18 protein-coding genes and 2 tRNA genes are annotated in these 22434 nt (G+C 67.5%); 9 read left to right on the plus strand and 11 right to left on the minus strand.

From position 1 onward, the window contains the following. Position 1 precedes the first annotated feature (1 nt). Genes FHR73_RS09020 through FHR73_RS09030 form a run of 3 tightly spaced genes read left to right on the plus strand, consistent with a single transcriptional unit; the run spans position 2 to position 2780 of the window. The gene (locus tag FHR73_RS09020; RefSeq protein ID WP_183630556.1) at positions 2-826 is read left to right on the plus strand and encodes an ABC transporter ATP-binding protein; all 825 of its coding nucleotides are present in this window, start codon (positions 2-4) and stop codon (positions 824-826) included. After that, a complete protein-coding gene (locus tag FHR73_RS09025) occupies positions 819-1697 on the plus strand; it encodes an ABC transporter permease (protein WP_183630558.1) in 879 nt (292 codons plus the stop codon). The genes FHR73_RS09020 and FHR73_RS09025 overlap by 8 nt, the downstream gene beginning before the upstream one ends. 42 nt (positions 1698-1739) lie before the next feature. Continuing rightward, a complete protein-coding gene (locus FHR73_RS09030) occupies positions 1740-2780 on the plus strand; it encodes an amidohydrolase (RefSeq protein WP_183630560.1) in 1041 nt (346 codons plus the stop codon). A 10-nt stretch (positions 2781-2790) separates the two neighbouring features. On the opposite strand, the gene FHR73_RS09035 is transcribed toward FHR73_RS09030, so the two are convergent. Beyond that, on the minus strand, positions 2791-3993 hold the full coding sequence (locus FHR73_RS09035; RefSeq protein ID WP_260175668.1) for an alpha-hydroxy acid oxidase: 1203 nt from the start codon (positions 3991-3993) through the stop codon (positions 2791-2793). Between the two features lie 121 nt (positions 3994-4114). Between FHR73_RS09035 and FHR73_RS09040 the strand changes: the two genes are divergently transcribed. After that, positions 4115-4981: a LysR family transcriptional regulator gene (locus FHR73_RS09040; RefSeq protein ID WP_183630564.1), complete on the plus strand. Its 867-nt coding sequence runs from the start codon at positions 4115-4117 to the stop codon at positions 4979-4981. A 46-nt stretch (positions 4982-5027) separates the two neighbouring features. Here FHR73_RS09040 and FHR73_RS09045 read toward each other — a convergent pair whose 3' ends face one another. From FHR73_RS09045 to FHR73_RS09055, 3 genes are read right to left on the minus strand one after another with little or no spacing between them, the layout of a single operon-like run. Further along, positions 5028-6536 carry a tripartite tricarboxylate transporter permease gene (locus FHR73_RS09045; protein WP_183630566.1) on the minus strand — a complete coding sequence of 503 codons (1509 nt, stop codon included), beginning with the start codon at positions 6534-6536 and terminating at the stop codon, positions 5028-5030. Then, positions 6536-6997: a tripartite tricarboxylate transporter TctB family protein gene (locus FHR73_RS09050; RefSeq protein WP_183630568.1), complete on the minus strand. Its 462-nt coding sequence runs from the start codon at positions 6995-6997 to the stop codon at positions 6536-6538. Before FHR73_RS09050 ends, FHR73_RS09045 begins: the two co-directional genes overlap by 1 nt. Next, positions 6985-7938 (minus strand): tripartite tricarboxylate transporter substrate binding protein, encoded by a 954-nt coding sequence (locus FHR73_RS09055; RefSeq protein WP_183630570.1) that lies wholly within the window; start codon positions 7936-7938, stop codon positions 6985-6987. The genes FHR73_RS09050 and FHR73_RS09055 overlap by 13 nt, the downstream gene beginning before the upstream one ends. A gap of 501 nt (positions 7939-8439) precedes the next feature. Here FHR73_RS09055 and FHR73_RS09060 point away from each other — a divergent pair. Continuing rightward, positions 8440-9171: an IclR family transcriptional regulator gene (locus FHR73_RS09060; protein WP_183630572.1), complete on the plus strand. Its 732-nt coding sequence runs from the start codon at positions 8440-8442 to the stop codon at positions 9169-9171. A gap of 105 nt (positions 9172-9276) precedes the next feature. Here the strand turns inward: FHR73_RS09060 and FHR73_RS09065 are convergent, their stop codons facing one another. The 3 genes from FHR73_RS09065 to FHR73_RS09075 all read right to left on the minus strand — a co-directional run bounded on the left by FHR73_RS09065 (position 9277) and on the right by FHR73_RS09075 (position 13539). Next, on the minus strand, positions 9277-11145 hold the full coding sequence (locus FHR73_RS09065) for a feruloyl-CoA synthase (protein ID WP_183630574.1): 1869 nt from the start codon (positions 11143-11145) through the stop codon (positions 9277-9279). Positions 11146-11220: 75 nt separating this feature from the next. After that, positions 11221-12669 carry an aldehyde dehydrogenase gene (locus tag FHR73_RS09070; protein ID WP_183630577.1) on the minus strand — a complete coding sequence of 483 codons (1449 nt, stop codon included), beginning with the start codon at positions 12667-12669 and terminating at the stop codon, positions 11221-11223. Between the two features lie 39 nt (positions 12670-12708). Beyond that, on the minus strand, positions 12709-13539 hold the full coding sequence (locus FHR73_RS09075; protein WP_058792502.1) for a p-hydroxycinnamoyl CoA hydratase/lyase: 831 nt from the start codon (positions 13537-13539) through the stop codon (positions 12709-12711). 267 nt (positions 13540-13806) lie between these two features. Between FHR73_RS09075 and FHR73_RS09080 the strand changes: the two genes are divergently transcribed. Together FHR73_RS09080 and FHR73_RS09085 are read left to right on the plus strand one after the other, a co-directional pair. Continuing rightward, positions 13807-14865 (plus strand): aromatic ring-hydroxylating dioxygenase subunit alpha, encoded by a 1059-nt coding sequence (locus FHR73_RS09080; RefSeq protein ID WP_183630579.1) that lies wholly within the window; start codon positions 13807-13809, stop codon positions 14863-14865. Between the two features lie 10 nt (positions 14866-14875). Further along, positions 14876-15829 carry a PDR/VanB family oxidoreductase gene (locus FHR73_RS09085; protein WP_183630581.1) on the plus strand — a complete coding sequence of 318 codons (954 nt, stop codon included), beginning with the start codon at positions 14876-14878 and terminating at the stop codon, positions 15827-15829. A 67-nt stretch (positions 15830-15896) separates the two neighbouring features. Here FHR73_RS09085 and FHR73_RS09090 read toward each other — a convergent pair whose 3' ends face one another. Together FHR73_RS09090 and FHR73_RS09095 are read right to left on the minus strand one after the other, a co-directional pair. Next, a complete protein-coding gene (locus FHR73_RS09090) occupies positions 15897-16604 on the minus strand; it encodes a GntR family transcriptional regulator (RefSeq protein ID WP_183630582.1) in 708 nt (235 codons plus the stop codon). After that, entirely contained in the window at positions 16601-17506 is a 906-nt protein-coding gene (locus tag FHR73_RS09095) for a LysR substrate-binding domain-containing protein (protein WP_183630584.1), read from the minus strand. The genes FHR73_RS09090 and FHR73_RS09095 overlap by 4 nt, the downstream gene beginning before the upstream one ends. Positions 17507-17657: 151 nt before the next feature. Between FHR73_RS09095 and FHR73_RS09100 the strand changes: the two genes are divergently transcribed. After that, on the plus strand, positions 17658-20687 hold the full coding sequence (locus FHR73_RS09100; RefSeq protein WP_183631534.1) for an FAD-binding and (Fe-S)-binding domain-containing protein: 3030 nt from the start codon (positions 17658-17660) through the stop codon (positions 20685-20687). Positions 20688-21099: 412 nt separating this feature from the next. Here the strand turns inward: FHR73_RS09100 and FHR73_RS09105 are convergent. Further along, positions 21100-21176: transfer RNA gene (locus FHR73_RS09105), tRNA-Asp, on the minus strand. Between the two features lie 13 nt (positions 21177-21189). After that, positions 21190-21265, minus strand: a tRNA-Val gene (locus tag FHR73_RS09110). A 211-nt stretch (positions 21266-21476) separates the two neighbouring features. Between FHR73_RS09110 and rdgC the strand changes: the two genes are divergently transcribed. Next, on the plus strand, positions 21477-22397 hold the full coding sequence (gene rdgC / locus FHR73_RS09115) for a recombination-associated protein RdgC (RefSeq protein WP_007159072.1): 921 nt from the start codon (positions 21477-21479) through the stop codon (positions 22395-22397). Positions 22398-22434 lie beyond the last annotated feature (37 nt).

Raw genomic sequence — 22434 nt, forward strand, 5'->3', positions numbered from 1 at the left:
GATGAATACCGCCCCTAACCACTCGCCAGCCGCCACGCCCGCCAGCGCCGCCTGCCTGTTGCAGGTGGATGAGGTCACCCTGCAATACAAGACCCGCGAACAGCTGATTACCGCCACCCACCAGGTGTCCTTCGCGGTCCGCGAATACGATCGGTTCATACTGCTCGGCCCCTCGGGCTGCGGCAAATCCAGCCTGCTCAAGAGCGTCGCCGGCTTTCTCGAACCGGCGGCGGGCCACATCCGTCTCCATGGCCAGGACGTGCGCGAACCCGGCCCGGATCGCATGATGGTGTTCCAAGAATTCGACCAGTTGATGCCCTGGAAAACCGTGCTGGGCAACATCCTCTTCCCGCTCCAGGAAACCCGCCGCTTTCCCGCCGCCGAATTGCGCGACCGGGCCCGGGCCGCGGCGGTCAAGGTGGGTCTGGAGAAGTTCGTCGACGCCTATCCGCACCAGCTCTCCGGCGGCATGAAGCAACGCGTGGCCATCGCCCGCGCCCTGGCCATGGAGCCGGCCATCCTGCTGATGGACGAACCCTTCGCCGCCCTCGACGCCCTGACCCGGCGCCGCATGCAGGAGGAGTTGCTCGGCCTCTGGGAACAGTCGCCCTTCACCCTGATGTTCGTCACCCACTCCATCGAGGAGGCCATCCTGCTCGGCTCGCGCATCCTGGTGCTCAGCCCCCATCCGGGCCAGGTACGCGCCGAACTCGACGCCAGCCAGTACGGCTTCCGCCAACAGGGCGCCGCCGGCTTCACCGCCTTCCACAACCGCATCAGCCAGATGCTGTTCGGCCCCAATGCCAGCGAGACCGCCCATGACTAAGCCCGCCGTCATCCTGCAACCGCGCCCGGACCTCGAATACACCCCGGTCGCCCCCGGCCAGGTCGGCGACATCGCCCGGCGCCTCGGGCTGGCCGAGCGCCTGTTCGCCCAGGCCGGCGTGCGCCGCACCCTGGTGCTGATCGCGCTGGCCATCCTCTGGGAGCTCTATGCCCGCTACCTGGACAACCCCCTGATGTTCCCGACCTTCAGCGAGACCGTCGTGGCGCTGTGGACCGATCTGGTCAATGGCGCCCTGCCCCTCGCCGTGCTCAGTTCGCTCAAGGTGTTGATGGTGAGCTACGGCCTGGCCATCGCCCTGGCCATGCTGTTGACCACCCTGGCGGTATCCACCCGGGTCGGCACCGATATCCTCGCCACCCTCACCGCCATGTTCAACCCGCTGCCGGCCATCGCCATCCTGCCGCTGGCCATGCTCTGGTTCGGGCTCGGCGTGCAGAGCCTGATGCTGGTCATCGTCCACTCGGTGCTCTGGGCGGTGGCGCTCAACACCTACTCGGGCTTCCTCTCGGTCAGCCAGACCCAACGCATGGCCGGGCGCAACTACGGGCTGCGTGGCATCCGCCTGGTGGCCAAGGTGCTGATCCCGGCGGCGGTGCCCTCGATCCTCGCCGGTCTAAAGATCGGCTGGGCCTTCGCCTGGCGCACCCTGATCGCCGCCGAGCTGGTGTTCGGCGTTTCCGGCAACTCCGGCGGCCTGGGCTGGTACGTCTTCCAGCACCGCAACGCCCTGGAGACCTCCAACGTCTTCGCCGGCCTGCTGATGGTGATCATCATCGGCCTGGTGGTGGAAGGCCTGGTGTTCCGCAGCATCGAGGTGCTCACGGTGCGCCGCTGGGGCATGCAGAATTGAGCCCCCGCGCCGCGCCCAAGGGAAGCTCCCGGAGTCATCGCCATGGCTGACGCCCCGGCCTCGCCCCATGCCCCGGTGCGCGAAGACTGGTTGGCCCAGGTCCAGGAACCGATCCTGGAACCCGAGCTGCCCATCATCGACGCCCATCACCACCTCTGGGACCGACCCGGCCAGCGCTACCTGCTGCCCGAGTACCTGGCCGATACCCAGGGCGGCCATCGCCTCCTGGCCTCGGTCTATGTGCAGTGCCGGTCGATGTACAGCGCGGACAGGGCCGCGCCCTTCGATGCCGTGGGCGAAGTGGAATTCGCCGCCGGCATCGCGGCCCAGAGCGCCAGCGGTCTCTATGGCGAGAGCCAGCTGTGCGCCGCAATCGTCGCCGGCGCCGATCTCCGCCAGGGCACGAAGATCCTCCCGGTCCTGGAAGAGATGCAGGCGCGCAGCGGCGGGCGCCTGCGCGGCATCCGCAACGCCACCGCCTGGCATCCGGATCCACGCCTGGTATCCAATCCGCGGCCGCCGCCGGCGGGAATCCTCATGGACGAGCGCTTTCATGCAGGCGTGGCCTGCCTCGCCCGCCATGAGCTCTCGCTGGATATCTGGGCGTACCACACCCAGCTCGACGAGGTCCTGGCCCTGGCGCGAAAATTCCCCGACCAGTTGATCGTCCTCGATCATTGCGGCGGCCCGCTCGGCGCGGGTCCCTATGCACACCAGCGCCAGGCGGTGTTTCAGAGCTGGTCCCTGGCCATCCGGGAGCTGGCCAGCTGCAGCAACCTGCGCCTGAAGCTGGGTGGCCTGGGCATGAAGGTCGGCGGCTTCGCCTTCGATGAGCGCGCGACGCCGCCCACCTCGGCCGAGCTGGCGGACCTGTGGCGGCCCTATGTGCTGACCTGCGTGGAGGCCTTTGGCGCCGAGCGCTGCCTGTTCGAAAGCAACTTTCCCGTGGACAAGGGCATGTTCTCCTACGGGGTGCTGTGGAACGCCTTCAAGCGCCTGACCCAGGGCTGGCGTCGGACCGACCGTGACGCCCTGTTCAGTGGCACGGCGATGGACACCTACCGCCTTTCATTGACGAGCTGACCAGCCGTGGTTAGCGCACGATCCTGAGGCTGTCGCGACGGACCTCGCCGGGACTCTGGATGCCCAGCAGCGCCAGGTTGCGCGCCACCTCCGTCGCCAGGATGCCGATCGCGTGCTTGATGCCGGGCTGGCCGCCCACGGCTCCGGCATAGTTCATCGGCCGGCCGACGAAGACGAAGGTCGCGCCCAGGGCGAGCGCCATGAGGATGTCGCTGCCGCGGCGAAAGCCACTGTCGATCATCACCGGATAGTCCGGCCCCACCGCCTTGACCACCTGCGGCAGGATGGCGAGGGGCGCGATGCTGCCATCCAGCTGGCGCCCGCCATGGTTGGAGACGATGACGCCCTCCGCCCCGCAGTCCCTGGCCGTCACGGCGTCTTCCGGCGCTAGGATGCCCTTGACCACCAGGGTGCCCGGCCAGTGGCGGCGGATCAGCGCCAGGTGCCGCCAGCTCAGGTGATCGCGGGCGCCGAAATCGCGCATGACGTTCGCCGACAGGATAGGCGCGCCGCGGCCGACGCCCGCGTTCTCGAAGTGCGGCATGCCGTGGCGCAGCAGCGTTTTCAGCGCGGTACCCAGCAACCAATGCGGATGGCTGAGGCCTTGCCAGGCCAGGTGCAGGTCCGGCTTGAGCGGGGTGGAAAAGCGCGCCCGGATCAGATTCTCGCGATTGGCCGATACCGGTACGTCGGCGGTGACGACCAGTGTCTTGAAGCCGGCCCGCTGCACGCGCTCGATGAGGGCGAGGATCTTGGCATCCTCGCCCGGCACATAGGCCTGGAACCAGGCGTCCGGATTGGCCTGCACCACGGTCTCCATGGGCAGCAGCGATGAGCCGCTCATGATCGCCGGGATATTGGCCTCCCGGGCCGCCCGGGTCTGGATGAGATCGCCTTCGAAGGCGGTGAGTCCGCTGATGCCCATCGGTGCGATGCCGAAGGGCGCGCTGTAGCGTTGCCCCAACAGACTAGTGTCGAGACTGCGCGCCGAGGTGTCGGTGAAGGCACGAGTGACCCAGGCATAACGATCGAAGCCCGCGTGGTTGCCGCGCAGCGACTTTCCCTGTTCCGCGCCGCCGCTGACATAGGCGAACAGCGGCTTGGGCAGGAGGCGGCGCGCGGCCACCTCGAAGTCGTCCAGCGACAGGATGGGGCGCAGCCGCCGGGGTATCCGGTAGCCGTCACTGCCCTTGGGCAGGGTGTGGGAAGCCAAGGGGTAGTCTTGCAATCTCAGTGTCTGTGGCATGCCGAGGGCCCTGTTGTTTTTGGCCAGCATAGGCAGCCTGTCGGCTAAGAAAAGTTATTCTCTGTCGATCCAAAGACGAGAAATCCTCATGAAACTCGAAGCCTTCGCCACCCTGCAGGCAGCGGTCGCCCGTGGCTCCTTCGCGGCGGCCGCGGAGGCGGTGAATCTCACCCCTAGCGCAGTCAGCCTGCAGATCAAGCAGCTCGAAGCCTACTTCGGCCAGGCCCTGTTCGATCGCTCGGGGCGCGCGGTACAGCCCACGCCCTTCGCGCTACAGCTGCTCGACAGGGTGGCGCGCCCCTTGGCGGACATCGAAGGCCTGCGCAATCAGCGCGCCCAGCCCCTGACCGGTCGCGTGCGCCTGGGAGTGACGGGTTCGATCCTGACCACCCTGCTGCCGAAGGCGGTCGCCGAGCTCCAGCGGCGCGCACCGGGTATCACCCTGCAATTGGAAAGAGCCAACACGCCCGAGTTGATCGCGGCGTTGAAGGCGGATCGCCTGGATGCGGCCATCCTGGTCAGGCCTCCCGGTGGCGGTTCGGCCCGCCTGCACTGGCAGGATCTGCTTCGCGAGCCGCTGGTGCTGGTCGTCCCGGCGCAACTGGAGCACCAGGAGCCGGAGCACTACCTGCGACGTTATCCCTGGCTGCGGCTGGATCGCAAGCTGGTCGTCGGCCGGCTGGCGGCCCGCTTCGTCGACGCCCTGGTACCCCAGCGTGAGGCGCTGTTGGACGTGCCCAGCGCCGATGCCATCATCGCCATGGTGGGCCTGGGCCTGGGCGTTTCGGTGCTACCCCGGCTGCGCCCGGAACAGCTGGGCAGCTACGCGGTGCGCGAAGTGTCCCTCGGCGCCTCGGCCCCTACTCGTCAACTCGCCATGGCGCGGCGCAAGCAGGACTCCGAGAGTGCCCTGCTCGACACCCTCGAGCAGGCCTTCGCCGTCGCCTGTCGCTAGCGTGAAAGGTTCTGGGGGCGCCGGCCTAGGTCCGGCGCCCTCCCCCTCAGGCCTCTTCCTCCTGGAACGCCTCTTCCCGCTTCCGGCGAAACGCCGGCAACACCATCATCACCAGCAGGATGGCCGAGGCGGCGAACAGGGTGGCGCTGATCGGCCGCTGGATGAGCACGACCGGATCACCCTGGGAGATCAGCAGCGCGCGCCGCAGATTGGTTTCCAGCAAGGGCCCGAGGACGAAGCCCAGCAGCAGAGGGCCCGGCTCGCACTTGGCCTTGCGGAACAGATAGCCCAGCAAGCCGAAGATGATCACCAGGGCGACGTCGAAGCCACGGTTGTTGACGCTGTACACCCCGACGCAACAGAACAGCAGGATCGCGGGGAACAGCAGTCGATAGGGCACCTGCAGCAGCCGCACCCAGACGCCGATGAGCGGCAGGTTGATGACCAGCAGCATCAGGTTGCCGATCCACATGCTGGCGATCAGGCCCCAGAACAGCGCGGGCTGGTGGGTGATCACCGAAGGACCGGGGGTGATGCCGTGGATCATCATGGCGCCGAGCATCATGGCCATGATCGAGTTGGACGGAATGCCCAGGGTCAGCAGCGGGATGAAGGACGACTGGGCCCCGGCATTGTTGGCCGACTCGGGCGCGGCGACGCCTTCCACCATCCCGGTGCCGAATCGCTCCGGCGTCTTCGACACCTTCTTTTCCAGCGAATAGGCGCTGAAGGCGCTCAGGGTCGCACCGCCGCCCGGCAGGACGCCCAGGAAGGTGCCCAGCGCCGTGCCCCTCAGGGTGGCCGGCCAGGCCTTGCGGAAGTCCTCGCGGGTGGGCCACAGCCGGGTGATCTTGCCAGCCAGGGTGCCGCGTGCCTCGCGGGATTCGAGGTTGACGGCGATCTCGGCGATGCCGAACAGGCCCACGGCGATCACTACGAAGTCGATGCCGTCATAGAGATCGGTGGAGCCGAAGGTCAGGCGCGTGGTGCCACTGCTGACGTCCATGCCCACCATGCCGAGCAGCAGTCCCAGGCAGACCATGCCGACCGCCTTGATTACCGAGCCGCTGGCCAGGATGGTCGCCGCCAGCAGACCGAACACGGTCAGCGCCACGTATTCCGCCGGTCCGAAGGACAGCGCGAAGCGCGACAGCACGGGGCCGGCCACCGCCAGGGCCACGGTGGCGACGGTCCCGGCAAAGAAGGACGCCAGGGCGGCGGTGGCGAGCGCTGCACCCGCCCGCCCGCGCTTGGCCATGGCATGGCCGTCCAGCGCGGTGACCACCGCCGAGGCTTCGCCTGGCAGATTGACCAGGATCGCCGTGGTCGAGCCACCGTATTGGGCGCCATAGAAGATGCCCGCCAGCATGATCAGGGCGGCCAGCGGCGGCAGGAAATAGGTGATCGGCAGCAGGATCGCCACCGTGGCCGTTGGCCCGATGCCCGGCAGCACGCCGATCAGGGTCCCGAGCAGGGCCCCGATCAGGCAGAACGCCAGGTTGGTCGGACTCATGGCTTCGGAGAAGCCGAGGTAGAGCGCGTCGAAGATCTCCATCAGAAAGGCCCCACACGCATCTGGACATCCAGTCCATAGATGAAGACCAGCACGCCGAACAGGGTCAGCACCACGCTGGAGATCAGCACCTCGCGCAGCCGCCATTCGCGGTCGGTCAGGCTGCCGAAGATCACCAGCCCGGCCGCCGCGACGATGAAGCCGGCGTACTCGGCCGCCAGGGCGAAGCCGCCCACGGACGCCAGCAGGATCAACAGGGGCCTGAGCTGCACGGCCGCGATCGGCTCTGCCCGCTGCCACAGCCCCAGCAGGCCGATGGCGACGCCGAGGATGATCACCAGCGCGCCGACCAGCATCGGCAGATAACCCGGTCCCATCATGGCCGCACTGCCGAACGGCAGATCCTTCGACGACCAGAGCACCAGCGCCCCCAGGCCGATGAAGATGGCGCTGGCGAGCAAGTCTGGTCGGCTACCACGCGTCGCGCGCGTCACTGCACCCATGGCGAGACGCTCCACAGCTTCTGGTAACCGGCGAGCTGCGCCGGCATCTGGGCGGCCCAGTCCTCACCGGACAGATAGGCCAGCGGCAGTGACAGATCGCCGGCCTGCTTGACGAACGCCGGATCCTCGATGACCTCCTTCACCGCCTGCGCCACCCGCTGCTCGATGGCCTCGGGCACTCCCGACGGCGCGGCGATACCCCGCTCGGAGGTCATGACCAGGTCGACACCCTGCTCCTTGGCGGTAGGCAGGTTGGGCTGCTGCGGCATGCGCTCGGCGGAGAATTGCGCCAGCACGCGGAAGTCGTCGTCCGCGTTCATCTCGCTGATGTTCTGCCCGGCCGCGCTGATATGGCCGCCCATCAGGGCGGTGCGGGATTCGGAAGCACCGCTGAAAGGCACGTGGGTGAGCTTGATGTCGGTCAGCTGTTGCAGCTCCACCATCATCAGGTGGTCATCCGTGCCGACGCCGGAGGTACCGACCGAGAACTTGCCGGGCGCCGCCTTGGCGGCCGCGGTGAAGTCGGCCAGGGTCTGGTAGGAGGAATCCTTGGGCACCGCCAGCACGGTGGGATCGTCGACGATGCGCGCCACGGGGCGGATCTTCGCCGGGTCGTAGCCGACCTTGCGCTGCACGCGGGTGCTCAGGAAGCCAGGGGTATTGATGAAAGCGAAGGTGTAGCCATCGGGCTTCGCCTTGCTCAGCATGGTGTAGGCGATCTCACCGGCGGCACCGGGCCTGTTGACGATGACGATCTTCGCGCCCAGGCGTTTCTCCAGATAGGGCTGCATGGCGCGCGCCATGACGTCGGTGCTGCCACCGGGGGCATAGGCGACCAGGAATTCGATCGGCCGGTCTTCCGGCCAGGCGGCCTGCGCGGTGGCGGAGCCGAGGGACAGCGCCAGGAAAGAGGCCAGTACAGCGCTCGCGGTCTTGGTCATGGATAGCTCTCTGTTGTTCTTGTTGGTATGGACGGGCCACCCCATCAGGCGCCCCAAGGCGCCGAGTACCCTGGCCGGCTGGCTCCCCCTGCATGGGAACGCCAGCGAGAGCCCTCACCGCAAAACCAAGATAATGCAATGCCATTTCATAAACGAGCAGGCAAGATTCAGGATCCTTGGGGAATTCGTAACCAGAAAAGACAGAGGGGCCTGAATTTGAGCTTTCGCAGGATTCGATAGCTGGCGCCGAAACAGATCATCTCTCGTTTTTAGAATGGTATTTCTTATTGAAAGTGGTCGATGCTCGAGATCGCCATGGAGACGAAGGAGGAAATCTTTGCCGGACCCGTCTTGGTCATTGTCCGAGCCGGATGGAAACACCCGGACCCAATTGAGCCACGCCTTGCCAGCCCACCCGCGCGACTGACACGAGCGACTCTCTAGGCGATGCACGGACGCTAGCGGATAATGGCGTGATAGCTACCCATTCAGGAACTTGAGTTGAACACAACCCGTCCTCGCCCAGGCGTTTCCGGGGTCGCTTCCGCGGACCGCGTCTTGACTGTTCTCACTGCCTTTCGCGTTGGAGACGCTGCCTTGAGTCTTGCCGAACTGGCCAGCCGTACCGGCCTGATCAAGAGCACAATCATGCGTCTGGTGGTATCGCTGGAGAAGTATGGCCTGGTCACCCGTCTCGCCGACGGCAACTACATCCTGGCCAGCGAGGTGGTACGCCTCAATGCCGTCTACCAGGACTCCCACGATGTGGGCCGCCACATCATGCCGCGGCTGGAGCACCTCACAAACGAAAGTGGGGAAACCGCCTCCTACTACGTCAGACACGGTGCCTACCGCCTCTGCCAATACCGGGTGAACTCCCCGCATCGTCTGCGCCTGCACCTGCAGCCCGGTGACATGCGGCCGATGGACAAAGCGGCCGGTGCCCTGGCTCTGCAGACCCCCTACGAGGTGGCCGAGGCCGGTATCGATCCCTATTACTCCTGCGGCGCCACCGATCCTCATGCCGCCTCAGTGGCACTACCCATCTACGATGCTCAGGAAGAACTACTGGGCGCCGTAGTGATCTCGGGGCCCGCAAATCGGCTCAATCTGGAGCGCGCCGAGAGCCTCTACCCGATCTTGCGCGAAGCCGCCGACGAACTGACCCGTAGCCTGGGAGGTAAGCCGTTGTATGGCACGGGGCAGCCGGAAACCAAACGTCGCAAGGGTTGAGAAACGCTGGCGCCTGGGAGACCTGGGCTTCGCTCAGCCGCAACCCGGGGTGCTAGCAGCGCCCTATCTCCGACCGAGCATCGGGACAAGCCCCCGCGCTGCGCCTCACGCCCTGATCAACAGCGGCGCCGTCCCCCGGTAGCAGGCATCCAGCCGCTCGGCGCGGTGGGTCAGGACGCTGCGCTGGTTGAGCGAGCCCTTGTCGGTGATCTCGCCGCGGTCGGCGGATGGCGGCGCTTCCTGCAGGGCGATCCATTCCAGGCGGCTGGCGTTGCCCGAGGCCTCGCGATTGAGGCGCTCGAGCCAGGCGGCGAACCAGTCCTGCACCGGGGCGCTGGCCAGCACCGTGGCGGCATCGACGCCGTCGTCCAGCCCGGCCAGCTGCCGGCAATCCGCCAGGCGCGGAAAGACCAGCAGTCCCAGGCACTCGCGATCCGGCGCCGCCACCACCACGTCCTGCACCAGCGGCGTGCCTTCCAGCACCGCGCGATTGCGCAGGGGACCGACGCTGACGAAGACTCCGGACGACAGCTTGAAGTCCTCGGCGATGCGGCCGTCGAACATCAGGCCCAGTTGCGGATTGGCCGGATCGACCAGCTTGAGCGCATCGCCCGAGCAGTAGAAGCCTTCCTCGTCGAAGCAGGCGGCGGTCTGGGCGCTATCGCGCCAGTAGCCGGGCATGATGTGCGGACCGCGAAAGCGCCCTTCCAGCTTGCCGTCCACCGGCACCAGCTTGAGTTCACAGCCCGGCGCCGGCACCCCGACATAGCCGGCCACCGACAGCGGTCCGGTGGTGAAGGTGCAACTGGGCGAGGCTTCGGTCATGCCCAGGCCGGCCATCATGCGGATGCGTTCGCCGCAGTGGGCCTCGGCGATGCGATCCAGGCGATCCCAGACGCTTTGCGACAGCCCCGCCGCGGCAAAGAAGAACAGTCGCATGCGCGCGAAGAAGCGCTCGCGCAACTCCACGTCGCGCTCCAGGGCGTTGGCCAGCTCTTCCCAGCCGCGCGGGACCGTGAGGTAGGCGGTGGGCGACACCTCGCGCAGGTTGCGCAGGGTCTCACCGAAGCCCTGGGGCGTCGGCTTGCCCTCGTCCAAGTAGAAGGTGCCGCCGTTGTAGAGCACGATCCCCAGGTTGTGGCTGCCGCCGAAGGTGTGGTTCCAGGGCAGCCAGTCCACTAGCACCGGCGGCTCTTCGCCAAACACCGGAAAGGTCTGCAAGAGCATCTGCTGGTTGGCGCAGAGCATGCGCTGGGTGGTGGTCACCGCCTTGGGCAGCTTGGTGGAACCGGAGGTGAAGAGAAACTTGGCGATGCTGTCCGGCCCGGTCGCGGCGAAGGCGCGCTCGGCGGCGGCCAGTTCACCGCGGGCAAGCAGCGCCGCGAAGGCCAGGGTGCGGCGGCCCTGCACCTGGCCACGGGTCGCGATCACCGGCACGTCGGCGGGCAGCACGGCGTCCAGCGCCTTCTGGAAGGCCGGGCCATCGCTGACGAACACCAGTCCCGGCTGCAGCAGGCCGCAGACATGGCGCAGCTTGGCGTGGTCCTGGGACAGCAGCGCATAGCCGGGCGACACCGGGCAGAAGGGAATGCCGGCATAGAGCGCCGCCATGGCCAGTTGCAGGTGCTCCGGGTCGTTGCCGGAGAGAATCGCCAGCGGACGCTCGGCGCAGAGACCGAATTCCAGCAGCGCGGCGGCCAGCTGGCGCACCCGCTGCAGCATCTCGCCATAGGAGAATTCGCGCCAGGCGCCACCGGCGTCCCGCGCGGCGAAGAAGGTGCGGTGCGGTGCCACTTCGGCCCAGTGCAGCAGGCGATCCAGCAGCCGCGGCGGTGGCGGGGTCAGGGCTTCCTGGGAGGCCATGTAGAGCAGTCCCCCGCGCTCTTCCACCGTGACCCCGGGGTGGCCCAGGGTCACCGGGCGATAGCGCAGCGGCTGATCGGCGGGCGCGCGGGTTTGCGTGACGTGACTCACCTTGAATTCTCCTCTGGGCTGGCGCCCGGAGGCGCCTCTTATTGTTGTTGCAACAGGAGCTAGGGACGGCGGACGCTAGATCGGGTAGTGGCGCGGCCCCGTCTGCAGCGTCACCCAGCGCAACTGGGTGAAATGGTCGATGGAGGCGCGCGAGCCGAAGCTGCCGTAGCCGCTCGACTTGACGCCGCCGAAGGGCATCTGCGCCTCGTCGTGCACCGTGGGGCCGTTGATGTGGCAGATGCCGCTCTCCACCCGCTGGGCCAGCGCCAGGGCGCGGGCGGTGTCGCGGCTGAAGATGGCGGACGAGAGGCCGAATTCGGAATCGTTGGCCAGGCGCAACAGGGCTTCGTCGCCCTCGGCACGGATCACCACCGCGACCGGTCCGAAGGACTCCTCGGCATAGAGCTGCATCCCGGCGGTGACGCCATCCAGCAGGGTCGGCTGGAGGATGCTGCCGTCGAGTCCGCCGCCACAGACCAGCCGGGCGCCCTTGCCCACGGCGTCGTCGATCATGGCCTTGATACGGGTGCCGGCGCTGGCGTCGATCAGCGAGCCCAGCACCGAATCGGCTGCACTGGGATCACCCGCCTTGAGGGTGCGCACCTTGGCCGCCAGGCGCTCGACGAAAGCGTCGGCGATGCGGCTGTCCACCAGCAGGCGCTCGGTGGACATGCAGATCTGCCCCTGGTTGAAGTAGGCGCCAAAGGCGGCCGCGGCGACCGCGGCATCCAGGTCGGCATCTTCCAGCACCAGCAGCGGTGCCTTGCCGCCCAGTTCCAGTACTGCCGGCTTGAGGTGGCGCGCGGACAGCTCGCCGACGATGCGACCCACCCGGGTGGAGCCGGTGAAGTTGACCCGCCGCACCGCCGGGTTGGCGATCAGCCGTTCGACGATGGCCGGGGCATCCTCCGGGGCGTTGGTGACGACGTTGACCACGCCGTCGCCCAGCCCGGCGTCCTGCAGCACCTGGCCGATCAGCCGGTGCACGCCCGGACTCTGCTCCGACGCCTTGAGCACCACGGTGTTGCCGCAGGCCAGCGGCATCGCCAGGGCGCGGGTTCCCAGGATCACCGGTGCGTTCCAGGGCGCGATGCCCAGCACCACGCCACAGGGCTGGCGCAGGGCCATGGCGAAGCTGCCGGGGACGTCGGACGGTATGACCTCGCCCTGGATCTGGGTGGTCATGGCCGCCGCCTCGCGCAGCATGTTGGCGGCCAGGTGGACGTTGAAGCCGTACCAGTTGGCCATGGCCCCGGTCTCCCCGGCCAGGGCGACGAATTCGCTACTGCGCGCCGCCAGGCCATCGGCGGCGGCCAGCAGACGGCGGCGGCGCTCTCCCGGCGGCAGCGCCGCCCAGGCGGGAAAGGCGGCCTGGGCCGCGGCCACCGCGGCGTCGGCATCGTCCAGGGTGGCGGCGGCCACCCTGGAGACCACCGCACCGGTCACCGGATGGCGACGCTGATAGCTGCGACCGTCGCCGGCCGGGCGGCTGGCGCCGCCGATGAGCAGGGATACCTCGACCATGACGCTACCTCTTGTTGTTGTGCATGGGGCGGTGGCGATCTAGCGCTTGTAGGTCTGCAGACCGGGCTTGATGCTCTTGTCGTCGAGGAACTGCTTCATGCCCTGCTCGCGACCGCCTTCCGGGTCCTGCAGCCGCGACTGGTCGAGCTTGGCGTAGAGGTAGTCCTCGTTCTGCTCCCAGGTCAGTTCGCGGCAGCGCTTGAAGCCGACCTTGGCGGCGCGCAGCACCACCGGATTCTTGTCCAGCAGCTCGCGGGCCAGGGCGGTGGTCACCTCGCGCAACTGGTCGCGCGGCACGCTCTGGTTGACCAGGCCCATGGCCGCGGCCTCGGGGCCGCTGAAGGTCTTGCCGGTCATCACATAGTAGAGGGCGGTGCGATGGCCCACGGTATCGGCCAGGGCCTTGCTCACCAAGTTGCCCGGCGGGATGCCCCAGTTGATCTCGGACAGGCCGAAGGTGGCCTCGTCGGCGGTGATGGCCAGGTCGCAGGCCACCAGCGGACTGAAGCCGCCGCCAAAGCACCAGCCGTTGACCATGGCGATGGTCGGCTTGGCGTACATGCGCAGGAGCTTCCACTGCCACTGGGAGGCTTCGCGGCGAATCTTTTCCTGCAGGATCTCGGGGCCGGCGTCGGTCTCGCGGAAGTATTCCTTGAGGTCCATGCCCGCGGTCCAGGCATCGCCGGCGCCGGTCAGCACCAGCACGCCGGCACTGGCGTCCTGCTCCAGGGTCTCCAGCACCTCGACCATCTCGCGGTTGAGGGTGGGACTCATGGCATTGCGTTTTTCGGGACGATTGAGCGTCACCCAGGCGATACCGTCCTCGATGTCCACTTTGACCGTCTGCCAGCGTCCGTCATAACTGCCCATGGCGTGTGCCTCTTGTTGTTGGGTGGGTATGGAGCTGAAGCTACGCCAGGGAATTAGTTAAGTCAATTAACTATTTTGCCGAGCGTGAACGATGCCGGTGAACGACAGGGGCGTCCGGGCAGACAGGATCCAATCGAGCGGCAACGGGTGCAAGACTCGTAACGCCATTCGTCCTGAGCGGGGCATTCCCAAGGCGAATGCCGTTGACAGAAAAGGTTAACCGTCATAACCATTGGATCCAATAGACAACAACAAGAGGTCCCGCTCATGTACCCGAAGAACGCCTGGTACGTCGCCTGTACCCCCGACGAAGTGCAGGACAAGCCTCTGGGTCGCCAGATCTGTGGCGAACCCCTGGTCTTCTATCGTGACGCCAATGGCCAGGTGGTGGCCCTGGAAGACTTCTGCCCGCATCGCGGCGCACCGCTGTCCCTGGGCTTCGTCCGCGACGGCACCCTGGTCTGCGGCTACCACGGCCTGGAGATGGGCTGCGGCGGCAAGACCCTGGGCATGCCGGGGCAGCGCGTCGGCGTCTTTCCCGCCGTACGCCCCTATGCCGCCGTCGAGCGGCACGGCTTCGTCTGGGTCTGGCCGGGCGACCAGGCCAAGGCCGATGCGGCGCTGATCCCCCACCTGGAATGGGCCGAGAGCCCCGACTGGGCCTATGGCGGCGGCCTCTATCACATCCAGTGCGACTACCGACTGATGATCGACAACCTCATGGATCTCACCCACGAGACCTATGTCCACGCCTCCAGCATCGGCCAGAAGGAGATCGACGAGGCGCCGCCGGCCACCCGCGTCGAGGGTGACGAGGTTATCACCAGCCGGCACATGGAAAACATCTCCGCCCCACCCTTCTGGCGCATGGCCCTGCGCGGCAACGGCCTGGCCGACGACGTCCCGGTGGATCGCTGGCAGATCTGTCGCTTCACCCCGCCCAGCCACGTGATGATCGAGGTGGGCGTGGCCCATGCCGGCCATGGCGGCTACGACGCCCCGGCCGCGGTCAAGGCCGCCAGTGTGGTGGTGGACTTCATCACCCCCGAGACCGAGACCTCCATCTGGTACTTCTGGGGCATGGCGCGCAACTTCAAGCCGGACGATGCCGAGCTCACCGCCAGCATCCGCGAGGGCCAGGGCAAGATCTTCGGCGAAGACCTGGAGATGCTCGAACGCCAGCAGCAGAACCTGTTGCGCTATCCCGAGCGCGGCCTGCTCAAGCTCAACATCGATGCCGGCGGCGTGCAGTCGCGGCAGATCATCGAACGGCTGCTGGCTGCCGAACAGGCCGCCACCGGCATCCCGGTCCGGCAGATCGCCTAGGAGACCCCTCATGCTCGATCTGATCGTCACCGCCATACAGCGCGAGGCGCCCACCATCCTGGCCTTCGACCTGGGCCGGGCCGACGGCGGCCCCCTGCCCGGCTTTGCCGCCGGCGCCCATCTGGAGATCGCCCTGGGCGACGGCCTGCTGCGCCACTATTCGCTGTGCGCCACGCCCGAACCCGCCCCGATCCGCTATCGCATCGCCGTTCTGCTCGTCCCCGACTCCCGCGGCGGCTCCCAGGCCATGCATCGCCTCCAGGTAGGCGATCGCCTGCAGGTCAGCGAGCCGCGCAATCTGTTCGCCTTGGTCCCCACTGCGCGTCGCACCCAGCTGCTGGCCGGGGGCATCGGCATCACCCCCATCCTGGCCATGGCCGAACAGCTCTATCAGCAGGGGGCGCACTTCACCCTGCGCTACCTGGTGCGCGACCGCGAACACGCGGCCTTCATCCCCTGGCTCAAGGCGGGGCCCTATGCCGAGCAGGTCAGGGTGCACTTCGACCAGCACGATCCGGCGCTGCGCCCCAATTTCCAGCACCTGCTCGGCCCGGCGGCACCGGACGACCACCTCTATGTCTGCGGCCCAGCCGGCTTCATGGCCGCGGTGGTGGACGCCGCCCAGGCCCAGGGCTGGCAACCCGGGCAGATCCATCGGGAATACTTCGCCGCCGATCCCGCCGCCCAGGGCGAGCAACGCCCCTTCGAGGTGGAACTGGCGCGCAGCGGGCGCCGCGTGCAGGTGCCGGCCGAGCGCAGCGTAGTCGAGGTCTTGGCCGATATGGGGGTCGTCCTGCCGGTGTCCTGCGGCCAGGGCCTTTGCGGCACCTGCCTGACCCCGGTGCTGGCCGGCGAACCCGAGCACCGCGACCTCTTTCTGTCCGCGGCCGAACACGCCGCCAACGACCGCTTCACCCCCTGCTGCTCCCGCGCCAAGGGCGAGCGTTTGGTGCTGGACCTCTGACGCCCCGAGCCCACCTAACCATCCCCTCTCCCTCCGGGAGAGGGCTAGGGTGAGGGCCGCCACGCCGTTAAACCAACACCCGCAACGCCCCCGCCTCACCCTCTTCCCCACCAAACCACCGCGCATACCCCAGAGTCGCCTGGGCATGCTCCCTCATGATGCCCTCGGCACGCGCCCCCTGGCCGCGCACCAGGGCGTCGAACAGCGCATGGTGCTGCAGGTGAGCGAAGTTGAAGCGGCGGTATTCGCGCTCGAGATTCCCGGCATCCACCGCCAGGGCACTCACCGAGGCGAAGGGCAGATGCTCGTGGCGCCCCAGGGCCAGGGCGATGGCCGGATTGCCGCTGGCCGCAACGATGGCCTGGTGAAAGGCCCGGTTGAGATCGTGGTACTCCTCCAGATCCTCCAGCAGCACATGGCCCTTGGCGAACAGCAGATCGCCGCGGCGCAGGCAGTCTTCCAGCCTGGCGCGCGTGGTCGCGTCCAGGCCACGTTCGGCGGCCTGGCGCGCGGCCAGGCCTTCCAGCACCCCGCGCACCTCCACCGCGCCCTCCAGATCGGCACCGGTCAGCGCCCGCACCTGATAGCCGCGGGCACCGCTACGCTCCAGCAAGCCCTCCTGGGCCAGGGTGCGCAGGGCCAGGCGCACCGGCATGCGCGACACGGCGAAGCGCTCGGCGGTGGGGATCTCCGCCAGGCGCTCGCCCGCGCCCAGCTCGCCGGACAGGATCATCTGCCGTAGGGCGGCCAGTACCCGCTGTCCCGGCTTGCTCATGGCTGTCCCTCTCCTTCATTGATCTCGGCCAGCAGCCACTGGCGAAAGGCCTGCAGCGACGGCAGTCCCTCGTTGCGCGGCGGATAGACCAGGTAATAGCTGCGGCGACTGACCAGCGCCGGGCCGCAGGCCAGCAACTCGCCCTGGGCCAATTCGTCTTCCACCAGCACCCGCGGCACCAGGCCGATGCCGATGCCGGCGCGCACCGCCTGGATCAGGTGCGAGGTCAACTCGAAACTCGGCCCCGGCCGCATCGCCCGGTGCGGCAGCTCGTGATGCCGGAACCACTCGCCCCAGGCCTGGGGATTGTTGGCCACACCGAGCAGCAGCTGGCCGGCGAGAGTGGCCGGTGTCGCGTCCGGCAAAGCGGCCAGGGTGGTCGGGCTGGCAATGACGACAAGCTGCTCGGCTTGCAGCGGATGGGCACGCAGCCCCGGCCAGTCGCCGCTGCCGACACTGATGGCGGCGTCGATCTCGCTGGCGGCGAAGTCCACCGCCTGGATGCGCGAATGCAGGTGCACCAGCATGCCGGGGTGGGCGGCGTAGAACCTGCCCAGGCGCGGCAGCAGCCACTTGGAACCAAAGGTCGGCAGCACCGCCAGGCGCAGGGTGCCCTGCCCGGAGGCGAAGGCCATGGCCTGCAGGGTGGCGCTGCGGATCTGCCCGAGCGCCAGGCCCAGCTCGCGACTGTAGGCGCGACCGACATCGGTGAGCACGATCTGCCGACCCTCGCGGCGAAACAGCGTCAACCCCAGCAACTGTTCCAGCGCCTGCACCTGGCGGCCGACGGCGCTCTGGGTCAGCGACAGCTCCTCGGCCGCCCGGGTGTAGCTCTCGTGGCGCGCCGCCGCCTCGAAGGACAGCAGCAGCGACATGGACGGCGTCAGGCGACGGTGATTCATTCAGGATCTTCCGGCATAGGCGGCGGAATCTTCGGTTGTGGCGCCGCCGCGCTGTGGTGAGAATGCCCACTATAGCCAGAAAAGGTCGACGCCATTCCTTCGCTCGCTGAAGGAGACGGCCGTCCGCCGCCAGAGAGCCCGCCTGATGAACATGATCGCCCGCCTGCCGGCCCCGGCGCCCCTCGCCGCCGCCTACACCGACTTCCTGACCACCCTCGCCGCCAGCGGCTTCCAGGGCGAGATCGCGCTGGACCATGCCAGTCGCACGGTCATGGCCACCGACAACTCCATCTATCAGCGCCTGCCCCAGGCGGCGGTCTTCCCCCGGGACAGCGCCGATGTCCAGCGCCTGGCCAGGCTGATGGGCGAGGCGCGCTTCCAGGGCGTGGTCCTGACCCCGCGCGGCGGCGGCACCGGCACCAACGGCCAATCCCTCACCGACGGCATCGTGGTCGACCTCTCCCGCCACCTGAACAAGATCCTCGAGATCAACGTCGCGGAGGGCTGGGTGCGGGTGCAAGCCGGCGTGGTCAAGGACCAGCTCAACGCCGCGCTCCGGCCCCACGGTCTGTTCTTCGCCCCGGAACTGTCCACCTCCAACCGCGCCACCCTCGGCGGCATGATCAACACCGACGCCAGCGGCCAGGGCAGCGTGACCTACGGCAAGACCCGCAACCACGTGCTGGAGCTGGACGCCTACCTGATCGGCGGCGAGCGCCTGCAGAGTCGCCCGGTGGACAGCGCCGAGCTGGACGCCCTCTGCGCCCGCGACGATCGCACCGGCGCCGTCTACCGCCGCGCGCGGGACATCGCCGAGAACCAGGCCGAACTGATCGAGGCGCGCTTTCCCAAGCTCAATCGCTGCCTGACCGGCTATGACCTGGCGCACCTGATCGAGGCGGATGGCCGCTTCAACCTCAACAGCGTACTCTGCGGCGCCGAGGGCTCTCTGGCCTTCATCGCCGAGGCCACGCTCAACGTCCTGCCGATTCCCAAGTATTCGGTATTGGTCAACGTCCGCTACGCCAGCTTCATGGACGCCCTGCGCGACGCCCGCGCCCTGATCGAACTGAAACCGCTGTCCATCGAGACGGTGGATTCCAAGGTGCTCCTGCTGGCCATGCAGGACATCGTCTGGCACAGCGTGGCGGAGTATTTTCCCGAAGACGTCGCGCGCCCCACCCTGGGCATCAACCTGGTGGAATTCAGCGGCGACGATCCCGAAGAAGTGGATGCCCGCGTCCAGGGCTTCCTCGAGCACCTGCGCCAGGACGATACCGTCGAGCGCCTCGGCCACACCCTGGCCATCGGCCGCAACGCCGTGACCCGCGTCTACACCATGCGCAAGCGCGCGGTGGGCCTGCTGGGCAACGTCCAGGGCGAGATCCGCCCGCAGCCCTTCGTCGAAGACACCGCGGTACCGCCCGAGCGCCTGGCCGACTTCATCGCCGAATTCCGCGCCCTGCTCGATGGCCACAACCTGCAATACGGCATGTTCGGCCACGTCGATGCCGGGGTGCTGCACGTGCGTCCGGCACTGGATCTCAAGGATCCACGCCAGGCGGCGCTGGTGCGGCCGATCTCCGACCAGGTGGCCGCGCTGACCCAGAAATACGGCGGCCTGCTCTGGGGCGAACACGGCAAGGGCGTGCGCTCGGAATACGCGCCAGCCTTCTTCGGTGACCTCTACCCCGCGCTGCAGGCGCTCAAGGGCGCCTTCGATCCGCACAACCAGCTCAACCCGGGCAAGATCGCCACCCCGCTCGCCAGCGGCGCCGAGCTGCTCAAGGTCGATGGCGTGACCCTGAGAGGCGAACTGGACCGTACCCTCGACGAGCGCGTCTGGCAGAGCTACGGCACCGCCATGCACTGCAACGGCAATGGCGCCTGCTACAACTATGACCCCGACGACGCCATGTGCCCGTCCTGGAAGGCCACCCGCCAGCGTATCCATTCGCCCAAGGGGCGGGCGGCGCTGATCCGCGAATGGCTGCGCCTGCAGGGCCAGGCCGGCATCGATGTGCTGGCCCCCGCCCCGCGTGGCGCGCTGAACTGGCTCAAGGCCCTGCCGCAACGCTGGCGCAATGGCCGCCAGGCCGAGGCGGACTTCTCCCACGAGGTCTATGACGCCATGGCCGGCTGCCTGGCGTGCAAGTCCTGCGCGGGCCAGTGCCCGATCAAGGTCAATGTGCCGGAATTCCGCTCGCGCTTTCTCGAGCTCTATCACCGTCGCTACCTGCGCCCGCTGCGCGACTACCTGATCGGCTCGCTGGAATTCAGCCTGCCGCTGTTCGCCCGCGCTCCGGGACTCTACAACGCCGTCATGGGTGCGACGCCCATCCAGCGGCTGTTCGCCGAGCGTATCGGCATGGTCGACAGTCCCCTGCTCAGCCGTTTCGACCTGGTGCCGGTCATGCATCAGTGGCAGGTCCAGATCGCCACCCCGGAACGCCTGTTGGCCTTGAGCGAGGAAGAGCGCGCCAGGACTATCGTGCTGGTGCAGGACGCCTTCACTCGCTATTTCGAGACGCCGCTCACCGCCGCCGTCCTCGAACTGGCCGCGCGGCTCGGCCAACGCGTCTTCCTCGCCCCCTATCGCGCCAATGGCAAGCCGCTGCAGGTGCAGGGCTTCCTCGGCGCCTTCGAGCGCACCGCAAGGCGCAACGCGGCCCAGCTGGCCAGCCTGGCCGGCTTCGGCGTCACGCTGGTCGGCCTCGATCCGGCCATGACCCTGGTCTATCGCCAGGAATACCCCAAGGTCCCCGGCATCGCCCGGATGCCCGAGGTGCTCCTGCCCCAGGAGTGGCTGCTACAGGTGTTGCCGAAAGAGCAGAAGGTAGTCGGCGACAAGGTGTATCGCCTGCTCGGCCATTGCACCGAGAAGACCAACGCCCCGGCCAGCGTCGGCCAGTGGCAGCAGGTGTTCGAACGCCTGGGGCTGGGCCTCAAGCCGGAGAGCACCGGCTGCTGCGGCATGTCCGGCACCTATGGTCACGAGGCACGCAACCTGGCGACCTCCAAGGTGATCTACGACCAGTCCTGGGCCCGCGCCCTGGCGGTACCGGCGGAACAGGGCGAAGCCCTGGCCACCGGCTACTCCTGCCGCAGCCAGGTCAAGCGCATCGACGACCGCCGCCTGCGTCATCCACTGGAAGCGGTGCTGGATGCGGTGCGGGGCTGACCGCCCTGTTGGGCTTCGCTGCGCTCAACCTAACCTCCAGGACGCACCCCTGCCGTAGGTTGGGCTGAGACAGCTCCATCGTCGAAGCCCAACAACCGGAGTTCGGCCCGAGGCGATGTTGGGCTTCGCTGCGCTCAACCCAACCTACAGGACGCATCCTTCCCGTAGGTTGGGTTGAGACAGCTCCATCGTCGAAGCCCAACAACAGCCGTAGGGTGGAAAACCGCGCAGTGTTTTCCACGCGTCCAGGCGCACGCTCGACCCGCCTGCTGGCAGATCGCTCGACAGAAGCGCGAGGAAAGAAAGGAAGGCACCAGACGACACGACCAGAAAAATCGCGCCCAAACAAAAAAGCGGCCACTAGGGCCGCTCTTCGATGGCTGCTGGCGTTCAGAACCAGACAACCTTTAAATGGCGCAGCGGACGGGACTCGAACCCGCGACCCCCGGCGTGACAGGCCGGTATTCTAACCGACTGAACTACCGCTGCGCATTACCTCGAGTGGTGGGTGATGACGGGATCGAACCGCCGACCCTCTGCTTGTAAGGCAGATGCTCTCCCAGCTGAGCTAATCACCCGTTTGCTCTCGAAGTGGGGCGCATTCTACGGAGGGGTTCCCGACCTGGCAACCCCTTTTTGAAAATAAATTTCCCAGCACTTCCAAAGGCTTAGCGCCGCCCTCCCGAGCAACCGGAGAAAGCGCGCATTCCCGACGACCACCGCGATCCGGGGTTGGCCTCCGGGGCGGGCGACGCGGATAATGCGCGCTTCGTTTTTGGGAGTGACACCATGTGGTTCCGTAATCTGCTCGTCTACCGTCTCACCCAGGAAGTCGCCTTCGAGACCGAAGCCCTCGAAGCCGCCCTCGCCGCCAAGCCGGCGCGCCCCTGTGCCAGCCAGGAGTTGTCCACCTACGGATTCGTCGCGCCCTTCGGCAAGGGCCCGGACCTGCCGCTGGTCCACGAAAGCCAGGGCTTCTTCCTGATCGCCGCGCGCAAGGAAGAACGCATCCTGCCCAGCAGCGTGGTCAAGGAAGCCGTGCAGGAAAAGGTCGACGAGATCGAAAACCAGCAGATGCGCAAGGTCTACAAGAAGGAGAAGGAGCAGATCAAGGACGAGATCGTCCAGGCCTTCCTGCCGCGCGCCTTCATCCGTCGCCAGACCACCTATGCCGCCATCGATCCCAAGCAGGGCTGGATCCTGGTCGACGCCTCCAGCGCCAAGCGCGCCGAGGACCTGCTCTCCACCCTGCGCGATGCCCTGGGCTCGCTGCCGGTCCGGCCACTGGGCGTCAAGCAGGCGCCGATGGCCACCTTCACCGACTGGGTCAAGGCCGGTGACGCCACCCATGGCCTCTATATCCTCGACGAGTGCGAGCTGCGCGATGCCGGCGAAGACGGCGGCGTGGTGCGCTGCAAGGGTCAGGATCTCACCAGCGAAGAAATCCAGAACCACCTGGGCGCCGGCAAGCTGGTCACCAAGCTGGCCCTGGCCTGGCAGGACAAGCTGGCCCTGCTGCTGGACGACAAGGTCACCATCAAGCGCCTGAAGTTCGAGGACCTCCTGCAGGATCAGGCCGAACAGGACGGCGGCGAAGACGCCCTCGGCCAGCAGGACGCCAGCTTCGTGCTGATGATGATGACCCTGGCGGAATTCCTGCCCCAGCTGATCGAAGCCCTGGGGGGTGAAGAATTGCCCCAGGGGCTCTAAGCTCACCTCAAGGCCGGCGCAGACCGGCCTTTTTTCT

The organism is Pseudomonas sp. AS2.8, assembly GCF_014190935.1.
In the GTDB taxonomy this organism is placed as follows: Bacteria; Pseudomonadota; Gammaproteobacteria; order Pseudomonadales; family Pseudomonadaceae; genus Chryseomonas.